Annotated in this window: 14 protein-coding genes, 1 pseudogene and 1 riboswitch; of the genes and pseudogenes, 5 read left to right on the top strand and 10 right to left on the bottom strand. The window is 64.1% G+C overall.

What is annotated here, in order from left to right; translation table 11 throughout:
* Nucleotides 1-301: 301 nt before the first annotated feature.
* Nucleotides 302-892, top strand: a pseudogene (locus tag F2P46_RS00450) (IS1595 family transposase); the annotation flags it as partial.
* A 240-nt stretch (nucleotides 893-1,132) separates the two neighbouring features.
* On the opposite strand, the gene F2P46_RS00445 reads toward F2P46_RS00450, so the two are convergent.
* The 8 genes from F2P46_RS00445 to F2P46_RS00410 all read right to left on the bottom strand — a co-directional run bounded on the left by F2P46_RS00445 (nucleotide 1,133) and on the right by F2P46_RS00410 (nucleotide 9,747).
* Nucleotides 1,133-1,561: a hypothetical protein gene (locus F2P46_RS00445; RefSeq protein WP_166884236.1), complete on the bottom strand. Its 429-nt coding sequence runs from the start codon at nucleotides 1,559-1,561 to the stop codon at nucleotides 1,133-1,135.
* Nucleotides 1,549-6,204: an RHS repeat-associated core domain-containing protein gene (locus tag F2P46_RS00440; protein WP_166884234.1), complete on the bottom strand. Its 4,656-nt coding sequence runs from the start codon at nucleotides 6,202-6,204 to the stop codon at nucleotides 1,549-1,551. Before F2P46_RS00440 ends, F2P46_RS00445 begins: the two co-directional genes overlap by 13 nt.
* The gene (locus F2P46_RS00435) at nucleotides 6,153-6,440 is read right to left on the bottom strand and encodes a hypothetical protein (RefSeq protein ID WP_166884232.1); all 288 of its coding nucleotides are present in this window, start codon (nucleotides 6,438-6,440) and stop codon (nucleotides 6,153-6,155) included. Before F2P46_RS00435 ends, F2P46_RS00440 begins: the two co-directional genes overlap by 52 nt.
* Complete coding sequence (locus F2P46_RS00430) at nucleotides 6,437-6,694, bottom strand: hypothetical protein (RefSeq protein WP_166884230.1); 258 nt, start codon at nucleotides 6,692-6,694, stop codon at nucleotides 6,437-6,439. The genes F2P46_RS00435 and F2P46_RS00430 overlap by 4 nt, the downstream gene beginning before the upstream one ends.
* A 622-nt stretch (nucleotides 6,695-7,316) precedes the next feature.
* Entirely contained in the window at nucleotides 7,317-7,505 is a 189-nt protein-coding gene (locus tag F2P46_RS00425) for a hypothetical protein (protein WP_166884229.1), read from the bottom strand.
* A gap of 142 nt (nucleotides 7,506-7,647) precedes the next feature.
* Complete coding sequence (locus F2P46_RS00420) at nucleotides 7,648-9,231, bottom strand: PepSY-associated TM helix domain-containing protein (RefSeq protein ID WP_166884227.1); 1,584 nt, start codon at nucleotides 9,229-9,231, stop codon at nucleotides 7,648-7,650.
* Nucleotides 9,228-9,497, bottom strand: a complete 270-nt coding sequence (locus F2P46_RS00415) for a hypothetical protein (protein WP_166884225.1) — start codon at nucleotides 9,495-9,497, stop codon at nucleotides 9,228-9,230. The genes F2P46_RS00420 and F2P46_RS00415 overlap by 4 nt, the downstream gene beginning before the upstream one ends.
* The gene (locus tag F2P46_RS00410) at nucleotides 9,487-9,747 is read right to left on the bottom strand and encodes a hypothetical protein (RefSeq protein WP_166884223.1); all 261 of its coding nucleotides are present in this window, start codon (nucleotides 9,745-9,747) and stop codon (nucleotides 9,487-9,489) included. Before F2P46_RS00410 ends, F2P46_RS00415 begins: the two co-directional genes overlap by 11 nt.
* 269 nt (nucleotides 9,748-10,016) lie before the next feature.
* A riboswitch (cobalamin riboswitch) is annotated at nucleotides 10,017-10,252 on the top strand.
* A gap of 174 nt (nucleotides 10,253-10,426) precedes the next feature.
* Between F2P46_RS00410 and F2P46_RS00405 the strand changes: the two genes are divergently transcribed.
* The 4 genes from F2P46_RS00405 (at nucleotide 10,427) to F2P46_RS00390 (ending at nucleotide 16,788) form a co-directional block, all read left to right on the top strand.
* On the top strand, nucleotides 10,427-12,529 hold the full coding sequence (locus tag F2P46_RS00405) for a TonB-dependent receptor (protein WP_368737861.1): 2,103 nt from the start codon (nucleotides 10,427-10,429) through the stop codon (nucleotides 12,527-12,529).
* Nucleotides 12,530-12,566: 37 nt separating this feature from the next.
* The gene (locus F2P46_RS00400) at nucleotides 12,567-12,947 is read left to right on the top strand and encodes a DUF2946 domain-containing protein (RefSeq protein ID WP_166884219.1); all 381 of its coding nucleotides are present in this window, start codon (nucleotides 12,567-12,569) and stop codon (nucleotides 12,945-12,947) included.
* Nucleotides 12,948-13,078: 131 nt separating this feature from the next.
* The gene (locus F2P46_RS00395) at nucleotides 13,079-15,268 is read left to right on the top strand and encodes a TonB-dependent siderophore receptor (protein ID WP_166884217.1); all 2,190 of its coding nucleotides are present in this window, start codon (nucleotides 13,079-13,081) and stop codon (nucleotides 15,266-15,268) included.
* An 8-nt stretch (nucleotides 15,269-15,276) separates the two neighbouring features.
* Nucleotides 15,277-16,788, top strand: a complete 1,512-nt coding sequence (locus F2P46_RS00390) for a PepSY domain-containing protein (protein ID WP_166884215.1) — start codon at nucleotides 15,277-15,279, stop codon at nucleotides 16,786-16,788.
* A gap of 91 nt (nucleotides 16,789-16,879) precedes the next feature.
* Here the strand turns inward: F2P46_RS00390 and F2P46_RS00385 are convergent, their stop codons facing one another.
* Nucleotides 16,880-17,371: a hypothetical protein gene (locus tag F2P46_RS00385; protein ID WP_166884213.1), complete on the bottom strand. Its 492-nt coding sequence runs from the start codon at nucleotides 17,369-17,371 to the stop codon at nucleotides 16,880-16,882.
* Between the two features lie 3 nt (nucleotides 17,372-17,374).
* Complete coding sequence (locus F2P46_RS00380; RefSeq protein WP_166884212.1) at nucleotides 17,375-18,151, bottom strand: hypothetical protein; 777 nt, start codon at nucleotides 18,149-18,151, stop codon at nucleotides 17,375-17,377.
* Nucleotide 18,152 lies beyond the last annotated feature (1 nt).

The raw sequence follows: 18,152 nt of genomic DNA, 5'->3' as shown, positions 1-18,152 counted from the left end.
GGCCCCGTCGAGGTATCGGCCAACCACATGGGCGCCACAGTCGGCCGTCGCCACAGCGTGAAACAGCCCCTGGGAGGCAGTCATCGGATCGAAGCACGTCGGCGGGTTCGATTCCCGCCGCATCTACTACACATTTAGTAGTTGATAGATAGACGGCAAAAGACAACGCAAGACGCTGATTTTAAATGAAGGAATAGCCTTTGCCGAGGCCGTCAGGCTGGCCCGAATCTTTGAAAAAAGTGCTCATCAAGGCGCCCGTTTCGGCTCGTTAGCGTCGCCTCACGACGTTTTGCAAGAGGCTCACAAGATACTGGAGGTGATGGCCGAGCGCGAGTCCGAACGCCAGCTGGTAGGCCATGTAGAGGCCGATGACGCCTGCTTTGGCGGTGCACACCCCGGTGGAAAACGGGGGCGCGGGTCGGAGAACAAGGTGCCATTCATCGCGGCGGTGCAAATCTCGCCGGAAGGCCATCCGGTATATGCCATATTCTCCAGGGTGAAAACGTTCGGAAAAGCCGATGTGGCGCAATGGGCATTGAAACATCTGGCAGCAGCGAGTATCGTCGTCTCCGATGGTTTGAACTGCTTCACCGCAGTGCAGGCGGCCGGTGCAAAGCATGAGCCATCGGTCGTGGGCACGGCCCGCAAGAGCAGCGCAATGCCGTGTTTCAGATGGATAAATACCGTTCTGAGTAACCTGAAAACCGCCACCGGCGGAACCTACCATGCTTTCGATTTCGATAAATAAGGTTTTCTCTATTTGGCCGAGGCTCAGTATCGATTTAACCGGCGCTTCGATTTGTCGACCATCTTGACGCGCCTCTTGTACGCTGCTGTCGCCACGGGCAACCGAACCGAAGCGTGGTCTCGGTTAGCTGAAGATCAGCGCTAATCACCTTTTTGTTTGGCGCCCAAACCGGCGTGCCACCTGCTTGGCTCTTCATGCAAACAGTAAGTCTGTCGTTAGCGCGCGCTCTGCACGCACGTACGGCATCGCCCCCAAGTGCCAATATTAATCGCAAGCACGATACTCCTCCTCCCAGTCCGCTTTACACTTCTTATCCTTTTACAGCAACGGATTTCCGCTTACCTATAGTACGCCCGAAGCCGTGGTGCTATTATCCACTCTTGATCACGATGGCGAATTCAGAATTTTGCATTCCGTTCGCCATTTGCCTTGCGCAGCGTTCTCGAACATTTTCGGCGACATCGTATATGCGATTAAGAACACGTGACCACCTACACACCACACACGGGCTCGCAATTTTTTTGCACCTTGCCTTGGTATTAGATCAACCACCGCAATCTTAAACTCACCGTTTTTTGCAAAGCATAATTCGCGCGGCCAATCTACTTTGCCGTTACGCTTTACAAACAAGTTCACTTCCCGACCGTCAGGGCTGCGGTAAATCTTATTAACTGCTTGGAGCTGCTTCGTCCAGCGTTCGGTATCGTTGGGGGAAAGCTGCAATCGTATCGCATCGAAAATTGCAGTCTCCACTTGTGAAAAAACTGCCTTGGTACGAAATAGCTCTTTCAGCAATCCAATTAGCGAGGACATTCGCACCCCGCCAGTCCCGCTCCCATTGCGCCAACTCCTGCGCCTGCTGCCGCGCCTTTATATACATTTGGAAAACGAGTCCATTGCGCCATAACCGTTCCCATCGGGTCATTTGCCATCTTCCATGCCGCAGGCATAAACTGACGTCGGTAAGGATCAGACCGCGCATGCGTTGCAATAGAAACGTAATTTCCGTTGAAAATTGTTCTTGGGCCGCCCATACGAGCAGCTATCCAGTGCGAAAACTCCTTGCCGACTCCCGCAGTTCCGGCCGCTTTAACGCCGCCAGCGAGGCCAGTCGACGCACTGACGGCCATTCCGGCCCATTCACCATTACTATATGCTGGCGAACACATATTGATCGCTCCGCTGACATCAAAGAAATCACGCAAGTGCTGCCCCTGTCCAAAAAGAATGACATCCCCCATCCCGGCCGAGAAATCTACGACACCCTGAGAAAGTGATGGCCATTCGAAAAGTCCAAAAGGATCGCTGTACAGCAACGGATTTCCGCTTACGTATCCGTAAGTGTTGATGCCGCCGTCGAGCCCAATTGGATCGCTCTGCACATACCTTCCGGTCTGCGGATCGTAATCGCGATAGTAGTTGTAGTAGAGATTCGTCTCCCGATCATAATATTGTCCTGGGAAGCGCAGGTTGTAGGCGAAGTTTCCCATGCGGTTCGGATTTTCGTCGGGCTGGTCCTCGCCGAACGGATTTGCCCCATCCCAGCGCCACACCATCTTGTTGTCGCTGGCGCGCGAAATGACCCGTGGTGTCGCCAGATGGTCGGCATAGACGTAGTATGTATTTTCTTGCGCCCCACTTGTGCGCAGTTTGACTACGGTGACCGGCATCCCCTCCAGGTAGATGGTTTCCTGTATCGGCGTCCCGGCACTGTCGTACTCGCCCACCACCTGTCCCGCCTGGTTGTAGACAAAGTAAGTCGATGCACCGGTCGCATCAGACTTGATAGCCCGCTGTCCAAGCCCGTTGTAGCGGTATTGCGTGGACGCGCCATTGATGCCTGTAGTGCTGCTCAGGCGCCCGTTGTTGCCGTAGACATAGCGTATCGTCCCATCACTGATGAGGTTGCCCGTTGCGTCGTATGTATTGCGTTTCGCTGGCAACGGTCCGGAGGTCGCGGCCAGCCGGTTGCTGCCCGGATAGATCGTGTTGAGGTAGCTGTTGGGACCGACTTTCAATCTGGTGCGGTTACCACTGGCATCGTATTCGAAACTCTGGCCCCCGATGGCGCTATCAAAACCGACCAGGCGATCACGTCCATCGTAGTAATAGCGCTGGTCCAGCTTGCCCGGCGTGGCGCCACCTTTGTGTGTGCTGGAAACGATGCGCCCGGCGGCATCGTAATTAAGCGTGCGTAGCGCACCGCCAGCAGCCGGGTGTCCCAGCGGATAACTGACCAGCCGGTTCTCAATGTCGAACTGGCGCTCGTATTTGTTGGGACTGCCCGCGCTGTGATTACCCCACAACCAGGAGCGCGCAGCGCCGAAGGGCTGGTACGTGATGTCGCTCAGAATCGTCGTGCGCGCAGCATTTGGGCGCGTCAGGCGCAGGGCCGACGGTTTCCCATTGCTGTCGTAGGTGATATCGATCCGATTGCCGCTGGGGTAGGTCATCGAGGTCACGTGGCCCACGGCGCTGCCCGTGCTGCCATAGGTGTAGGCAGTCGCAAAGCGCCGGGAAGCTGCTCCGTTCGTTTGTTCCTTCCTCAACAGCCTTCCCATACTGTCGTAGACATACACTGTTTTTCCAGCCTCATCCGTCATCGCCGTGACACGGCCTGCTGCGGGCGTGCCAATCGCGCCGTACTCAAACGTGCTGGCGCCGATACCGGTCACGCGACCCGCCGCGTCGTATCGATAGGCAGTTTTTCGTCCAGCCGCGTCCAGGCTCGATATCGTGTTCCCTGCCCCGTCGGACTGGGTACTCGTGGTGCCGGTATCGGGGCTGATCAACGCCGTTTGCTGCCCCAGTCCGTTGAAGACGTAGCGCGTCTGCAAGCGGCGCGGATCGAGCACGGACGCAAGCTGATCCTGCGGCGTGTAGGCGTAGTCAATCGTCGCCGGCTTGCCGGTGGCATCGGCAGCAGGAAGCGTCTGTTGGATCAGACGATTAAACGTGTCGTAAGTTCCCTTGCTGACGCGCGCCAGGGGATCGGTGCTCGACGTCAGGTTGCCGGCCGCATCGTATTCAAAACGCGCGCCCGGCTCTTTGGCACTGCGCTGCTCCCGCTGCAGGCGGCTGAGTGCGTCGAAGGCGCGCGTGGTTTGCGCCACCAGTTTGCCGTTCGGGTCTTTCACCTCCTGGCGTACAGTATTGCCCATCGCATCGAGGGTGAAGCTGATGCTGTTGCCGGCACGGTCGCGTATGCCGGTCATGCGGTGCGCGTCGTCGTACGTGTAGCTCAGCGAGGAGCCGTCGGGTGCTGTCGTACGGATCAGTTGTCCCGCAATATCGTATTCATAACGCGTGGTTTCAGCTTGCCCACTTGTCGCGCGGACGGTGCTGGACATCAAGCGCTGGCGTGAATCATATTCGAATCCGACCACCTGTCCATTGGGACGCTGAATTTTGGTCGGTAAGCCGTCCTCGCTGTATTCGAGGTAACTGGTGACCTCGCCGACGCTGTTGCGCACACTAGCAAGGTCCCCAGGGGAGTGACTTGCGGTGGTGTCCGCGTAGTAAGTCATGCTGGTCGATTCGGCCTTGCCATTCGCACCGGCCGGTCCGGTACTCGTCAGCAGCTGCCCGTTGGGATTGTAGGTGTAGCGCCATTCCTGAACCGGGCCAGTTCCCACCGCCGCGAATCCAAGTGCGCCATTGTTGTCATTGGTCGCCTGGACGCTCGCACGACAAACGACGGCTATAGGTTTTCCATTGGGCAGCACTGCGCCGCCAGCGCACTCCACCAACTTGCCCGCAGCATCGCGCTGGCCGTTATAGATCTTCGTGTCCATGCGCCCTGGCGTGGCGATCATCATGGCTAAAGGCCAGTCCGGATGCCAGCGCGTGCTGGTCTTGCGTGCGCCGGCCGGAATTGCGCCATTGATGCTCGCAGGGCAGGTAGCATCTTTGGCCAATCCGGTCGTGCGCGCCAGTTCGGTTCCACGGATGGGGTCACTGATGAAGCAGGTCTTGTTTCCGTTGAAGTCGGTGCGACTCTCCACGTCGCCTTTTTTAGTGTAGGTGGTTGCCTTGGCACTGGCGGCGCAGCCAGCGCCGGCAGGCTGGCTTTCGGCAGTAATCTGGCTCAGATTATTGGAGCTGTACGCAATGGCGATGGTGCGGCTGCTGCCGAGCGGATCTGTGACGATCCGGCTGGTCCGACTGGGATAAGCAAATGTGAAGCGCTGCGCACCGCCGGCGTGCTCCGACAGCACGGCTTGCCCGTCGCCGTTATATGCATACGTGGCAAAGCGTTTCCCGTGTTCATCGGTAATTCCGGTGAGAAGGAAGCGATCGTAGGGGTCTTCGTAGTGGTACGCGCGCGATGACAGCTCGGCACCGGAACGGTCGAGGTAGTGCACACCAATCAGGCGGTCCATGCCTTCAATGGGCCCACCACCGGGTATCGCAGCATGTTCATACTCGTAGCGCACGCTGCCGGTAGCATTGGAGATCGACGCGATGACATCGCCCTCCCATGCGATCGCTAGGCTGCGACCGCTGGTGCCGACAATTTTGCTGAGCTGCTTTTTTGCATCGTACGTGTAATGCGTGGCTATGCCGGTGCGCGTATGAACACTGCTAAGTTTGAAGCTGTCGCCATCCCGGAGAAAACGGTCGACCGTGCCGTCTGGCGTTGTCAGAAGCCAGACACTTTCATTGGGGCCTTGCACTTCCAAGGTCAAGCCCTTGTCGTAAGTAGACTTGTATGTGCGGTCGGCCTGTTGCAGGAACTGGAAATGGCTGCCGTCGCTGAGGGTGCCAACGATTTTGGCTCTAGTGCCCCATAAAAATGGCGCAAACAATGCGCGCTCGAACGAAAACGACCAGCCCATGCCCGCTGATTGCGCAAGCCCGTTTTCGCGAACACTTCGGTAGACTCGCCGAACGGACAATGCGTCATTAATGCCTCCCGTTAGGTCGACTTCGTGCTGGACTTTGGCGCCGCTGGCGAATTGAACCGGGTTTCCCGCTGCCTCCCCGCATTTTGTGGGTACCGGAATTTCCGGCTTGGTTTTGCGACAAACGCCGGACGGGTAAGCGTCGTATCCCGGCTTACACTGCAGGAGAGAATCTCCAAACCACTTGACTCCGCCGACCTGCAAAAAATGTGGATAGTAGCATTTAAAAAAGTCGCGACGGCCTTCATAGGGCCGCACGGCAACCAAGGGGTGTCCCATGTGATTTATCGCTGTCTTTTGGCACGCAGTAACCGGGTCCGCAGCAACAGCTTCCTTATAGAGACTGACGTAATACGTCCAACCCAGCGTTCCCTCTGGCAGGGCACTCTCTGCACGGGCAGTTCCGTGAACCAGCGGTAGCAATATCAACGCGGAACGTGCAAGATGAGTAAGCGATGGAAACAGGCGTGCACTCGGCATGATCATGGTTTTCCTGTCCTCTACGAGAAAATGCCGGCGGCAATTGCCATCAGGAAAATCAAGAATATCCATTTCAATAATTCGAACATTGCCTTGTCGCAAACGATTAACCGCACCGACCAGTTCCAGATCACTCTTACCCGGCCGGCTACTTGGCGCCGGTAGTGCGCCAGGAGGCCCGCACTGATCATCTGCATGGGCGACTTGTCCGGGCTATCGATCCGGTGCATCTCCAGGATCAGCGGCCCGACATCGTTATCGTTATCGCGATATCGAACTGGCGATGCCGGAATCCCGGCATCGCTCACAAACACCCCGCGATCACGGCTTCCAGCAGCGCCTCGTACTTGATATGCACCGGCAGGTCGCGCGCCAGGGCCAGCACCTTCTCGCCGTCACTGATATCCGACGCCAGGGTGCGCCTGGCGAAGGCGGGCCGGGCCGGCGCCGACGTGACGCATGGACAGCAGACTGGCACCTTGACCTCTTGCACGGCCGGCGGCGCGGCGGCGCAGGCGGTGAGCAGCACCAGGGTCAGCAGGATCGGCAGCAGGTATCTCATCGGATCGACTCCAGGATAACGTTCACGGTCGGCATGGCCTCGTCGCAGGTCGTTGCGCACGCGCCGGCGACATTAGCCAGCGCCACGTCGAAGCGCCGGCCGGCTGTGACTTCCTGCAGCTGGGCGATCGCACGGTGCCTGAATCGCCACAGTCAAAACTCCTCGTCCGTTCCGCTTGCTGTGGAGTCTGCGGTCTCGATCATGTCGCCCCCCGCCGAACGTAGGCAATTCCGTTTCAATGCTGCACGAACACCAGAACCGGCACACCTATGCCTCACGCATGCTGTTCGCTGGCGAGAATCCGTGATGGGCTACAAAGCGGGTGGGCCACGTCGACGTTGAGATGGTGTTCCGCCATTACGGGAAATGGATGCCGAACAAGGAGCCGGGCCAGTACAAACCCGTGTACGACTGGAACGACACGCCGAAAACGAACGATACGCGGACGACACGCGGGGATTCTTAATCAACACTCTCTGCTATGAAAACATGCAAAAAGTGAAGGGTTCGATTCCCGCTGCGCCGCAGGGCAGCGTGGCATCGCGCATCATGCAGTTCACCAAGGTGGCCGATACACCCAATTCATCGGCGACTTCGCGCTGGACCTGGCCACCGAACTTATTCAGTTCGACAGCGGCCAGGCGTTCTGCCCCATGACCAGGCGGCCGTCGACGATGGTGTTGTCGAGGTACTTGGAGCCGGCCACAAAGCGCGCCCCTTCAGCCGTGGCGCGCTCTTCGAGCAGGAAGCCAAAGCGCGTGCGCGCATCCTTCACCAGGAAGAGCTCTTCTTCGTTGGTGAAAGCGGCCATGCGGCGCCCCGCCAGCAGCGCCTTGCCGTCGGCCAGCTAAACCCCCAGCAATGCCGCCGGCCCGTTGCCGACCCCGCCGACCACGCCGCGCGCGCCGGTCTCGTTAACGATGCGGGACACGTCCGACATGATAGAAACACCGTCAGGCGGCGCCAGGCGCATCGACGGCGCGCAGCGACCACACGCTGTGCAGGTCGCCATCGCGGCCGCGCCTGAGGGCCGCGCGCCCCATTTTCCAGAATGCGCAGCCGGCGACCAGCGCCACCGCGTTCACGCCCGCCACCACCCATTGCCCGCGCCACAACGACAACAGCGGATGGACGCCGCTCGCCGCCCACTGTGCCAGCGGAATGGCCAGGGTCAGCGTGGCGCACAAGGCCAGCAGTTCCCATGCGGCGCGCGCCGGCGGCCGGATGAAGGCCCATGCGAGGGACGCCAGGAACACCGCGTAATAGCCGCGCTCTTCCCACAGCGGCAGCTCGCCCGGCGCGGCGGGGAACAATTTATTGACCAGGAAGACCGCCGACACCCCCGCCACGCAGCCCAGGCACACGCCCAAGGTGGCCTGGGCCATCAGCCGCCCGCTTAGCGGCTGGCGCTGCGCCTGGCGCTTGCGGCGCGCTTCGATCCACAGCAAGTTTCCGCTGTAGAACAGGAAGGCGCCCGCCAGTCCAAGCACGAAATACATCCACTGCACCGCCACATGACCAAAATTCCCATAATGCAGCGTTTGCAGGCCGCGCAGGAAGGTCGTCCCAGGGCTATATTGCTGCGGCGTCATCACGCGCACCACGGCGCCGCTGCCCGCCTTGAGCACCACGGCGGCGGAACTGGTCAGCGTGCGCTGTCCGATATCGCCGTACGCGATGACATGGGCATTGGCGTCGCCCGCGTGCTGATAGTACACGTGCGTCACCAGCATGCCCGGCGCCGCCTGGCGTACGCGTGCCAGCAACTGGTCCGCGGGCAGCAGCGGACCCGCCACGCCGGCCGCCTTTAGCGGCGCCGTGGCCGCAATATCGGGCTCGATCAATTGCAGCAGCTTGCCGTCGAAAACCAGGAACTGGAATGGGGCCAGCAGCAGCACGCCCAGCGCCAGCACCGCGCCGCTCCAGGCGAACACGATATGGAACGGCAGCGACAGGATGCCGATCACATTATGCGCATCCTGCCACATGCGCTTGAGGTTTTTGCCGATGCGCAGTGCGAACAAATCCTTGAGGAACAGCGGCGCGTACGCCACCACGCCGCTGGCCAGCGCCAGGCCGTACAGGATGCAGACCAGGCCCAGCACATAAATGCCCCAGCTTGCCGGCAGCCCGGCCGTGTAGTGCAGGCGATACAGGAAATGCGACAATTCCGATTGCGGCTTGACGTCCAGCAGCGCGCCGTCGGGCGCCAGGCGGAACTGGTGCTCGGTCTGGCCGCCATTCGCGTCGCGCTCGTCCCAGTCGAGCGTCAAATGCGGTTCATTCACGCTGGGCAGAAGCAGCGTGAACGATGCTTCTGCCGACGGGTGCCGGTGCAGCACGGCGTCGATCAGCGCTTGCGCGCCGGCCTCGGAGGCGATCGGCGCGCGCGCCGACGACGGCGTCTCCCAGGTATGCAATTGCTTGGTGAAGACGGTGATCGCACCGGCGTAAAAGGCAATGAACAGGGCAAAGCCGGCCACCAGGCCAACCCAGGTATGCAGCGCGATGTAGGTTTTCAGCGTGGACGACTTCATGCCGCAATCCTCAGCAGGCCGGCAGCCTTCAGTCCATGGATCAAGCCGAACCCGGCCAGGGTGGCGCCACCCATCCACAGCCAGGCGCGCAGGGCGGTCTTGAAATGATAGGCCAGCGCCATCGCCCCCACCCACGTCGGGAAGAACATCAGCAGGATCGGCAAGGTGTCGCGCTGCTGGTTGCCACTCAGCAGGGCCAGCAAGCCCACCAGCGCCACGCCGAGCGGTGGCGCGAGGAATACGGCGGCCAACGATTTACCCCACATGGCGCCCCCGGCTCCAGGCATTCACGTAAGGCAGCGCCACCAGCGCCAGCATCAGGGCGGACAGCGCAATAAAGACGCCGCACCAGAAGCCGTAGCCATGGCTGGCGGCCAGCACCGACGCCGCGCACAAGGGCAGCGCCAGCCAGCGCAGCGGACGCCGCGGGGCCGCCGCCCACAGGGACTGATGCGGCGAGGCCAGGTAAAATGCAAGCGCGGCCAACAAGGCCGCGCCGATGGACATCCAGATCATTTACCACCTCGTGAATGAGACGTATTCTCAATAGTGGAATGATAAATGATTATGCGCGCCGGAAACAATGAAATTTTGCCGATATGCTACTTTTGAACCCCCGCCCGGCGGCGCAAGTCCTTGCGCGTGCGCTTACCCTCGCCAATGCATCGCCAGCCACAGGTCGTCTATCTGCTTGTTCGTCAGATTCAGCCGTAAGGGAGCGCGCCATGCCATTTGGCGACCCGGACCGTAGCACATGGAAATATTGCCAAACGTCTCAGCAGTCCGTATGATTGCCACGTTTTGGTGCTCGCGGCCTTGCTCTGAAGGCGGCAGTTAAACGGGAAACACGCGCTGATATCAGCGGCAAACGTGTGCTGTCCCCGCAACGGTAAAGCAGGCGCCGCATGTCGTCCAACGATGCGCGGCCGGTTGTCTCCATGGTCCACTGTGCCGCCGGCATGGGAAGGCGAGGCAATCTGACCTGTCAGCCCGGATACCGGCCAGGACGCATGGAAGCAAGCGGCCGGGAATTGCCGTGTTTGTGGATCGCCCGGGAGCGCGCGCAGTGGCGTCGCTCCCGCCTCGCCATCGACTCTCACGCCTGCGTCGGCCGCCGCTTCTTTTTTCTCGGTGCACGGGGATGTGCGCCGTACAAAAAACAGGCCGGCCGGTCCGGTCTTTACAGAGAGTACCCGTGAAAAACACCACCCCTGCCCCGTCGCAACGCGGGCTGCGCCTGCTGTCGCCGCTGCTGCTGGCGGCCTTGCCCGCCTTCGCCAACGCCGCCGTCGATGACGATGCGCCTGCTCCCGTCCAGCAAGTGCGCGTGTCCGCCAGCCTGATCCCGCTCGGTGTCGCCGATTCGGCCAACCAGGGCACGGTGACCGCCAGGCAGCTCGAAAACCGTCCCTTGCTGCGCACCGGCGAGCTGCTCGAAGCGGTGCCCGGCCTGATCGTGACCCAGCACGCCGGCGACGGCAAGGCCAACCAATATTTTGCGCGCGGATTCAATCTCGATCACGGCACCGATTTCCGCACCAGCGTGATGGGGATGCCGGTCAACCTGCCGACCAACGCGCACGGCCAGGGCTATTCGGACCTGAATTTCCTGATTCCGGAGCTGGTCAGCACCATTCAGTACAAAAAAGGCACTTACTATGCCGAGGAAGGCGACTTTTCGGCCGCCGGCGCAGCCGCGTTCGACTACGTGCGGCAGATGGAACAAGGCTTGCTGAGCGTGGAGGCGGGCCAGCATCGCTTCCAGCGCGCGCTGGTGGCCAACTCGAGCGCGCTGGCCGGCGGCACGCTGCTGTACGCCCTCGAACGCGCGGGCCAGGATGGTCCCTGGGAAACGCCGGAACACTACAAGCGCATCAACGGCGTGCTGTCGTACCACCGCGCGACCGGCGATGACGAGATCCGGGTGACGGCGATGGCGATGCGTTCGTCCTGGACCTCGACCGACCAGGTGCCGCAGCGCGCGCTCGCGGCCGGTTTGATCGGCCGCTACGGCACCCTGGCCCCGACCGACGGCGGCGAGACCGCGCGCTACAGCGTGTCCGGCGAGTGGAGCCGCCAGTACGGCGACGGCGCCAGCAAGGTCAATGCCTACGTCATCGCATCGCGGCTCGACCTGTTCAGCGATTTTACCTATATGCTCGGCGACCCCGAGCACGGCGACCAGTTCCACCAGTCCGAAAGGCGCCGCATTCTCGGCTTGAACGCGGCGCGCACATGGCGCCATGCGCTGGGGCCTTTCGCTTCCGAGACCGCGCTCGGCGTTCAGCTGCGCGCCGATCACCTTGCGCCGGTCGGCCTGTATCTGAGCCAGGCGCGCCAGCGCATGTCGACGGTGCGCGAAGACGACGTCAAGGAGCGCAGCGGCGCGCTGTATCTCTCCAACAGCACCGTCTGGGCGCCCTGGCTGCGTACTGTGGCCGGCTTGCGCGCCGACCGTTACGCGTTCGATGTGGACAGCGACACGCCCGCCAACTCCGGCAAGGTCGATGCGCGTATCACCAGTCCAAAATTCACCGCCATTTTCACGGCGGGCAAACATGCGGAGATCTACCTGAACTGGGGACGTGGCTTCCACAGCAACGACGCGCGCGGCGTCACCGGCGCCGTCGATCCCAAGACCGGACTGGCGGTCGACGCCGACGGCGCCGCGATCGAGCGCGCCACGCCGCTGGTGCGCGGCACCGGCAAAGAGGCCGGCTTGCGGCTGGCCGGGCTGGTGCCGGGCATGCAGACCACCATCGCCGCCTGGCGGCTCGACCTCGATTCCGAACTGATCTTCATCGGCGACGCTGGCACCACCGAAGCGGGCCGCCCGAGCCGGCGGCACGGCATCGAACTGGCCAATTTCTACACGCCCGCCAGGGACTGGATCATCGACGCCAACCTGGCGTGGTCGCACGCGCGCTTTCGCGACCACGATCCGGCCGGCGCCTTCATTCCCGGTTCGATCAGCCGCACCGCCTCGCTCGGTGTCTCGGGCGTGGCCGGCGCGTGGTCGGGCGGCGTGCGCCTGCGCTATTTCGGCCCGCGTGCATTGCTGGAAGACGACTCCGTGCGTTCGCCGTCGTCCACCTTGCTCAACATGAAGCTCGGCTACCGGATCGCGCCGCGCCTCAAGCTCACCCTCGAAGTGCTCAACCTGCTGGACCGCCGCGCCAGCGACATCGATTACTACTACGAATCGCAGTTGCCGGGCGAAGCGGCGCCGGTGGCCGACATCCATACCCATCCAGGCGAAATGCGCACCCTGCGCGCCGGCCTGGCGTGGCGCTTCTGAGCGCGACCATGCAACACGCGGCGCGCCGGCGATGCGCATGAGCCGCAGGGCGTTTGCCCTGGCAGCCTGGATGGCCATGCTGGCCGTGCTCATGGCCGTCCTCGCGCCGGCGCTCTCGCACGCCTTCGGCGGCGACCCCGCGGCGCGTTTTCTGCCGGGCGACATCTGCCGGGCCGGCAGCGTGGCGGCCGCCGGCGAAGCGCTAGCCGGCGGCGCGCCTGCGCCGCCGTCGCACGAAGAAAAACGCCAGCACTGCCCGTACTGCCACCACGGCAACGGCGTGCTGCTGTTGCCGCCCGCGCCCCACCCGCTGGCGCTGGCCATCGCCGACGCGCCACCCACGGCGCCGCTCCCCGACGCGCCGAAACCCCGCTTCGCATGGACGGCGGCGCACGCGCGCGGCCCGCCGTGGTCTTGATCCGGTAGAACATCGCGCACGCATCGCTCAGTGCAGAGGAACAGGCGGCAGCGCCTGCGGCTTTGCCGCATCCGATCCGTGCCGCGCCAATTTCCAATCGCCTGCACCAGGCAACCGAACAAGAGCACAACATGACTGCACACCCATTCCACGCGGCTACGCTGCCGCTGGCGCATTCCCGCGCCGCCCTCCCCTTCGCCATCGCCCTGGCCTGCGGCGCCATGGCCACCCAGGCGCGGGCCGACGAGCCTCTGCCCACGGTGGAGATCACAGGCACGGCGCCGCGCGCCAACGGCAAACTGAACCTCGACACGCCCTCCGCCACCGGCAGCCGGCTCGGCCTCACGCCACGCGAAACGCCGGCCACCGTCACCCTGGTCGACCGCGCCATGATCGACGCACGGGGCGCCCAGGACACTCAGGAGATCCTGCGCGCCATCGCCGGCGTCACCGCCCACAATGCGCCGGGCAATATCGGCGTGAGCTACCGCGGCTTCGGCAGCGGTTCGATCAGCCAGCTCTTTAACGGCATCAACGTCCAGTACGCGATCGCGGCGCGCCCGGTCGACAGCTGGATCATCGACCGGGTCGAGGCCATCGGCGGCCCGTCGAGCTTCCTGTTCGGCTCGGGAGCGGTCGGCGGTTCCATCAATTACATCACCAGGGTGGCGGAACCGGGCGACGCCGGCGCGGCGCAAGTGCGCCTGGGCACGAACGGCTTGAAAGAAGCGTCCATCGGCCTGAACCGGCGCATCGGTGGCGCGGCCGGCGACGGGCATTACCTGCGCATCGACCTCAACCATCGCGATGCTGGCAGCTGGATCGACGCCAGCGGAGCCCGCTCGACCCAGCTGGCCGCGTCGCTGCGTTCCGACCTCGGCGAACGCTTGCGCCATACCCTGGCCTACGAGTTCCAGCAAGAAGACGTGGCGCGGCCCTACTGGGGCACGCCGCTGATCAATCCCGTGGCCGGGCGCGCGCGCATCGACCCGGCCACGCGCTCGAAGAACTACAACAGCGCCGACGGCATCTACGCCCAGCGCGTCCACTGGCTGCGTTCGCTCGCCGAATGGCGCCCCACGCAACAGGTCGCGCTCACCAATACGGTCTACCTTTACGATGCGCTGCGCGACTACCGCAACGTCGAGAGCTACCGCTTCAACCAGTCCAACACGGCAGTGGCGCGCTCCGGCATCCTGTTGCAGCACCACGAACAGCGCATGCTCGGCGACCGCCTCGACGCCACGTACAAGGGCGAGCTCGCGGGCCGGCGCAGCGACTGGGCGCTCGGCATCGATGTCAGCGTCAACAAGCAGACCCGCTTTCCGAACAGCCTGCCGGCTTCGCTCGGCGAGGTCGATCCCTACGATTTTACGACCGAGCGCTTCTTCGACATTGCCGGCATGAGCCCGGCGCTGCGGCCGGACCGCGACAACAAGGTCACCACGCGCGCCATCTACCTCGAAAACCGGACCGCCATCGCGCCGTCGCTCAACGTGGTCAGCGCGCTGCGCCACGAGCGCATCGCGCTCGGCCTGGTGAACCGGCGCGAGATCAGCGCCGCCAACCCGGCCAGCTTTACGCGCAGCTACCGCCCGACTACCGGCCGCGCCGGCCTGGTGTGGAACCTGGCGCCGGGCGCCTCCGCCTACGTCCAGTACGCGACCGCCGCCGACCCGCCGTCGGGCGTCTTGTCCACCGCCTCGTTTGCCGACGTGCGCAATAACAGCGAGCTGACCACCGGCCGCCAGCGCGAGGTCGGCGCCAAGCTGGACTTCTGGCAAGGCAAAGGCACGGCCGCAGTGGCGGCGTACCGCATCGAACGCAAGAACATCGCCACCCAGGACCCGGACAACAGCACCCTGACCGTCCTGGTCGGGGAGCAGTCGGCCAGGGGCGTCGAGCTGTCGCTGGGCCTGCAGCCTACGCGCCAGTGGTCGATCCAGGGCAATCTGACCCGGGTCGATGCGCAATACGAGCAATATCGCCAGGGTGGCGTCTCGCTCGCCGGCAAGACGCCGACGAACACGCCGCGCACCGTCGCCAACCTGTGGCTGGGCTACGCCCTCACCCCTGGCATCAAGGCCAGCATGGGGCTGCGCCACGTGGGCGGCGTGTATGCGGACGCAGCCAATACCATCGACTGGCCGGCCTACACCCTGCTCGACCTGGGCCTCAGTTACCAGATCAGCCGCGATGTGACCGTGGTCGGACGGGTGCGCAACGCGGGGGACCGGGTGCACGCCGTCAATCTGGGGGCCAGCATGGCGTATCTGGGCGCGCCGCGCACGGCCGACCTTGCGCTGCGCGTGGCGTTTTGAGGGCGGCGATGGGGATCTCGTTCAAACGCCTGCTGTTCCTGGGGCACCGCTGGCTGGGCATCGTCCTGTGCGCCTTTTTTGCGATGTGGTTCGTCTCCGGCGTGGTGATGATGTACGTCGGCTATCCGAAACTGACCGAGGCCGAGCGCCTGGGGCATTCGCCGGCCTTGCAGCCCGACGCGCCGCTGCTTGGGCCGCAACAGGCGCTGGCCATGGCCGGCATCGAAGGGCCGCTCAAGGAGCTCAGGCTGGCGGCCGCCAGCGGCGGCGAGCCGGTGTATCTGGCCCAGCCCGCCGGCGCCAGGGGCACGGCGGCCATCGCTGTCGATGCGCGCAGCGGCGCCCGGTTAGCGCTCACCGACCAGGCGCGCGCCATGGCCAGCGCCGCCGCCTTCGCCGGCCCGGGTGTCGGCGCGCACTACCTTGGCCCGGTGGACGAAGATGCGTTCACCCACTCGCGCGGGCTCGATGGCCACCGCCCCTTACACCGCGTGCAATTGGCCGACCCGGAGCACACGCTGCTGTACGTGTCGGGCCGGACCGGCGAAGTGGTGCGCGATGCGCCGCGCAGCGAACGGCTGTGGAACTACGCCGGCGCGTGGATCCACTGGCTGTACCCTTTGCGCGGCACCGTGTTCGAACCTTACTGGGCCGATATCGTCAACTGGCTCGCGATCGCCGGCACCCTCATGGTACTGGGCGGGGCGAGCGTCGGCATCCTGCGCTGGCGCTTGCGGGCGCCGTACCGCAGCGGTTCGCGCTCGCCCTATCCGGGCGCGCTGATGCGCTGGCACCATATCGGCGGCCTGCTGTTCGGGGTGGTGACGGCAAGCTGGATCTTCAGCGGCCTGATGTCGATGAACCCGTGGCGCATCTTCGACGGCGGCGCGGCGCCGCTGCGCATGCAGGCGCTCGAAGGCACGGCGCTGCTGCCGTCCGCGCGCGATGCCGCGCCGGCGGCGCTGCTGGCCGCCGCAGGTCCGGGAATACGCGAGCTCAAGTGGACACGGGTGCTGGGCGACACCGTGGTGCTGGCCCAGAGCGCCGCCGGTGCGCCGCTGGTGCTCGACAGCCAGTCCGGCCGCCCGGCGGCGGTCGACGGCGGCGCGCTGCTCGACGCCGCGCGCGCGCTGCTGCCCCATCCGGTGGCCAAGGTCGAACGCCTGGACTCGTACGATCTGTACTATTACAGCCGCGACGTCCACAGCATGACCGGCGGCGCCGGCAAGCCGCTGCCGGTGTGGCGCATCGCCTTCGCCGATGCGCACCAGAGCTGGGTGTATGTCGATCCGCACACGGGCGCGCTGGTCGGCCGCAGCGACCGCCACAAACGCCAGAGCCGCTGGCTGTTCGCCATGCTGCACAGCTGGGATTGGCTGCCGCTGCTGGAGCGCCGGCCCTTGTGGGACGTGCTCATGCTGGCGTTCAGCCTGGGCGGGGCCGTCCTGAGCGTGACCGGCGTGGTGATCGGCTGGCGCAGGCTGGGGCGCAAGCTGCGTGCGGCGCGGGATGCGCCTTAACGCGCGCCGGCCTTCATCTCGCGCACCTGTGCGGTGGCGTCGCCGGGCACGGGGGTCTTCGGCGACCCGCCGCTGAAACGGCAGCATTGCCCTATGCCGGCGCCGCATACGACACCGCCATGTACACCTTCCTCGCCTGGTTCGTCTTCACGAACGCGAACACCGGCGAAGCCTGGTCGATCGACAGCGTCCACCCGCCAGCGGCGTCGCCGGCGAAGTCGACGGGGGTCGGCGCCAGGGTGAGCTTGTCCTTCGACCAGTCGATCACCGCGAACCTGGCGCGTATCGTATCGTCCATGCCGAGCCGCTTCACCCAGTAGGGGAACTGGTCGCTGTTGACGGCGATATCGATCCGGCGGGTCGCGTCCGTTGCGGCATTGCGGAACATGAACCAGGCATTGCCGAAGTCCGAGTTCAGCGAGAACAGCTGGAACAGCGCGTCGGGCGCTTGCAGCACTTCCTTGACATGCGCAGCCGCAGGTGCGGCCAGGTTGCCCGCTTCGCGCGCCGTGTAGCGCAGGTGAAGTAGCACGTGCATCGGCATGCGCCCGACGCGCTCGCCGCGCGCGCCGAAAGCCGGCACGGTTCACTGACCGGGCTTGCCGCCGCCGGCCGGCCTGGCGCTGGGGGGCTGAGGCAAAGCCTGGATGAACCATGCAATGCCTTGCGGCTGTTCCAGCGGACTGGCGGTTTGCCGAGGGCAACCCTCCGGGGCGCAGGGAACGAGCGGCTTGAGGCCGTCCGTGCTGCGCTCGAACGTGCTGCCTTCGCCGCGCATATCGGGAGCAATGCTCCTCGACGCGGCCGACAAGTGGACAAGCACGCCGGCAACGTCGGACGGTACCGGGGCCGCGTCCGGCAGGCGCGCATAGATGGGCAGGCGCGGCCATGGTTTGGCGTCGCTGAAGCCGGAATCGGTAAACGCCTTTTGCAGGCAGGCGTCCACCTTGCGGTTGATGCAGGTGCCGGCAAAGCCGTCGGCCGCGTCCAATACCTGGACCGTCAAGCCGGGGGCCGACATGACCGCCTGGTCGATCACGCCGCACATGGCGGCATTGAGAGGCGCGCCGTCGGGGGCCGCCGCGCCAGGCCCGGGCGGGGAAATGGGGGCGCTGACAAAGAGCGCGCCCACACGCTCGAGCTTGCCGGCGCGGGCCGTGCGATACCACTTTTCCTGCGCCAGGTCGACCACGCGGGCGGCATCCGATGCATCGGGCGGCAACAGGAAAGGAAGGCATGCGAGCTTCACTTGCGGAAACGTCCCCTTGGCCGCCGCCAGCTCGGCGCCGGCGTGGGCGTCACCGACGCCGCATGCCAGGCTGGCAATGAGCGTGAAACCGGCGATCATCGTTACTGTGTTCATC

Origin of the sequence: Massilia sp. CCM 8734 (assembly GCF_011682155.1) — a bacterium.
Taxonomy (GTDB): Bacteria; Pseudomonadota; Gammaproteobacteria; order Burkholderiales; family Burkholderiaceae_D; genus Telluria_A; species Telluria_A rubra.
This window is presented reverse-complemented; position numbering and strand designations above follow the sequence as displayed.

Excerpts from the sequence above, each read along its gene's own strand:
- F2P46_RS00395 (WP_166884217.1), top strand. The coding sequence starts at position 13,079 with ATGACTGCACACCCATTCCACGCGGCTACGCTGCCGCTGGCGCATTCC.
- F2P46_RS00440 (WP_166884234.1), bottom strand. The coding sequence starts at position 6,204 with ATGGATATTCTTGATTTTCCTGATGGCAATTGCCGCCGGCATTTTCTC.
- F2P46_RS00410 (WP_166884223.1), bottom strand. The coding sequence starts at position 9,747 with ATGATCTGGATGTCCATCGGCGCGGCCTTGTTGGCCGCGCTTGCATTT.
- F2P46_RS00390 (WP_166884215.1), top strand. The coding sequence starts at position 15,277 with ATGGGGATCTCGTTCAAACGCCTGCTGTTCCTGGGGCACCGCTGGCTG.
- F2P46_RS00380 (WP_166884212.1), bottom strand. The coding sequence starts at position 18,151 with ATGAACACAGTAACGATGATCGCCGGTTTCACGCTCATTGCCAGCCTG.
- F2P46_RS00430 (WP_166884230.1), bottom strand. The coding sequence starts at position 6,694 with ATGAGATACCTGCTGCCGATCCTGCTGACCCTGGTGCTGCTCACCGCC.
- F2P46_RS00425 (WP_166884229.1), bottom strand. The coding sequence starts at position 7,505 with ATGGCCGCTTTCACCAACGAAGAAGAGCTCTTCCTGGTGAAGGATGCG.
- F2P46_RS00420 (WP_166884227.1), bottom strand. The coding sequence starts at position 9,231 with ATGAAGTCGTCCACGCTGAAAACCTACATCGCGCTGCATACCTGGGTT.
- F2P46_RS00445 (WP_166884236.1), bottom strand. The coding sequence starts at position 1,561 with ATGTCCTCGCTAATTGGATTGCTGAAAGAGCTATTTCGTACCAAGGCA.
- F2P46_RS00400 (WP_166884219.1), top strand. The coding sequence starts at position 12,567 with ATGAGCCGCAGGGCGTTTGCCCTGGCAGCCTGGATGGCCATGCTGGCC.
- F2P46_RS00415 (WP_166884225.1), bottom strand. The coding sequence starts at position 9,497 with ATGTGGGGTAAATCGTTGGCCGCCGTATTCCTCGCGCCACCGCTCGGC.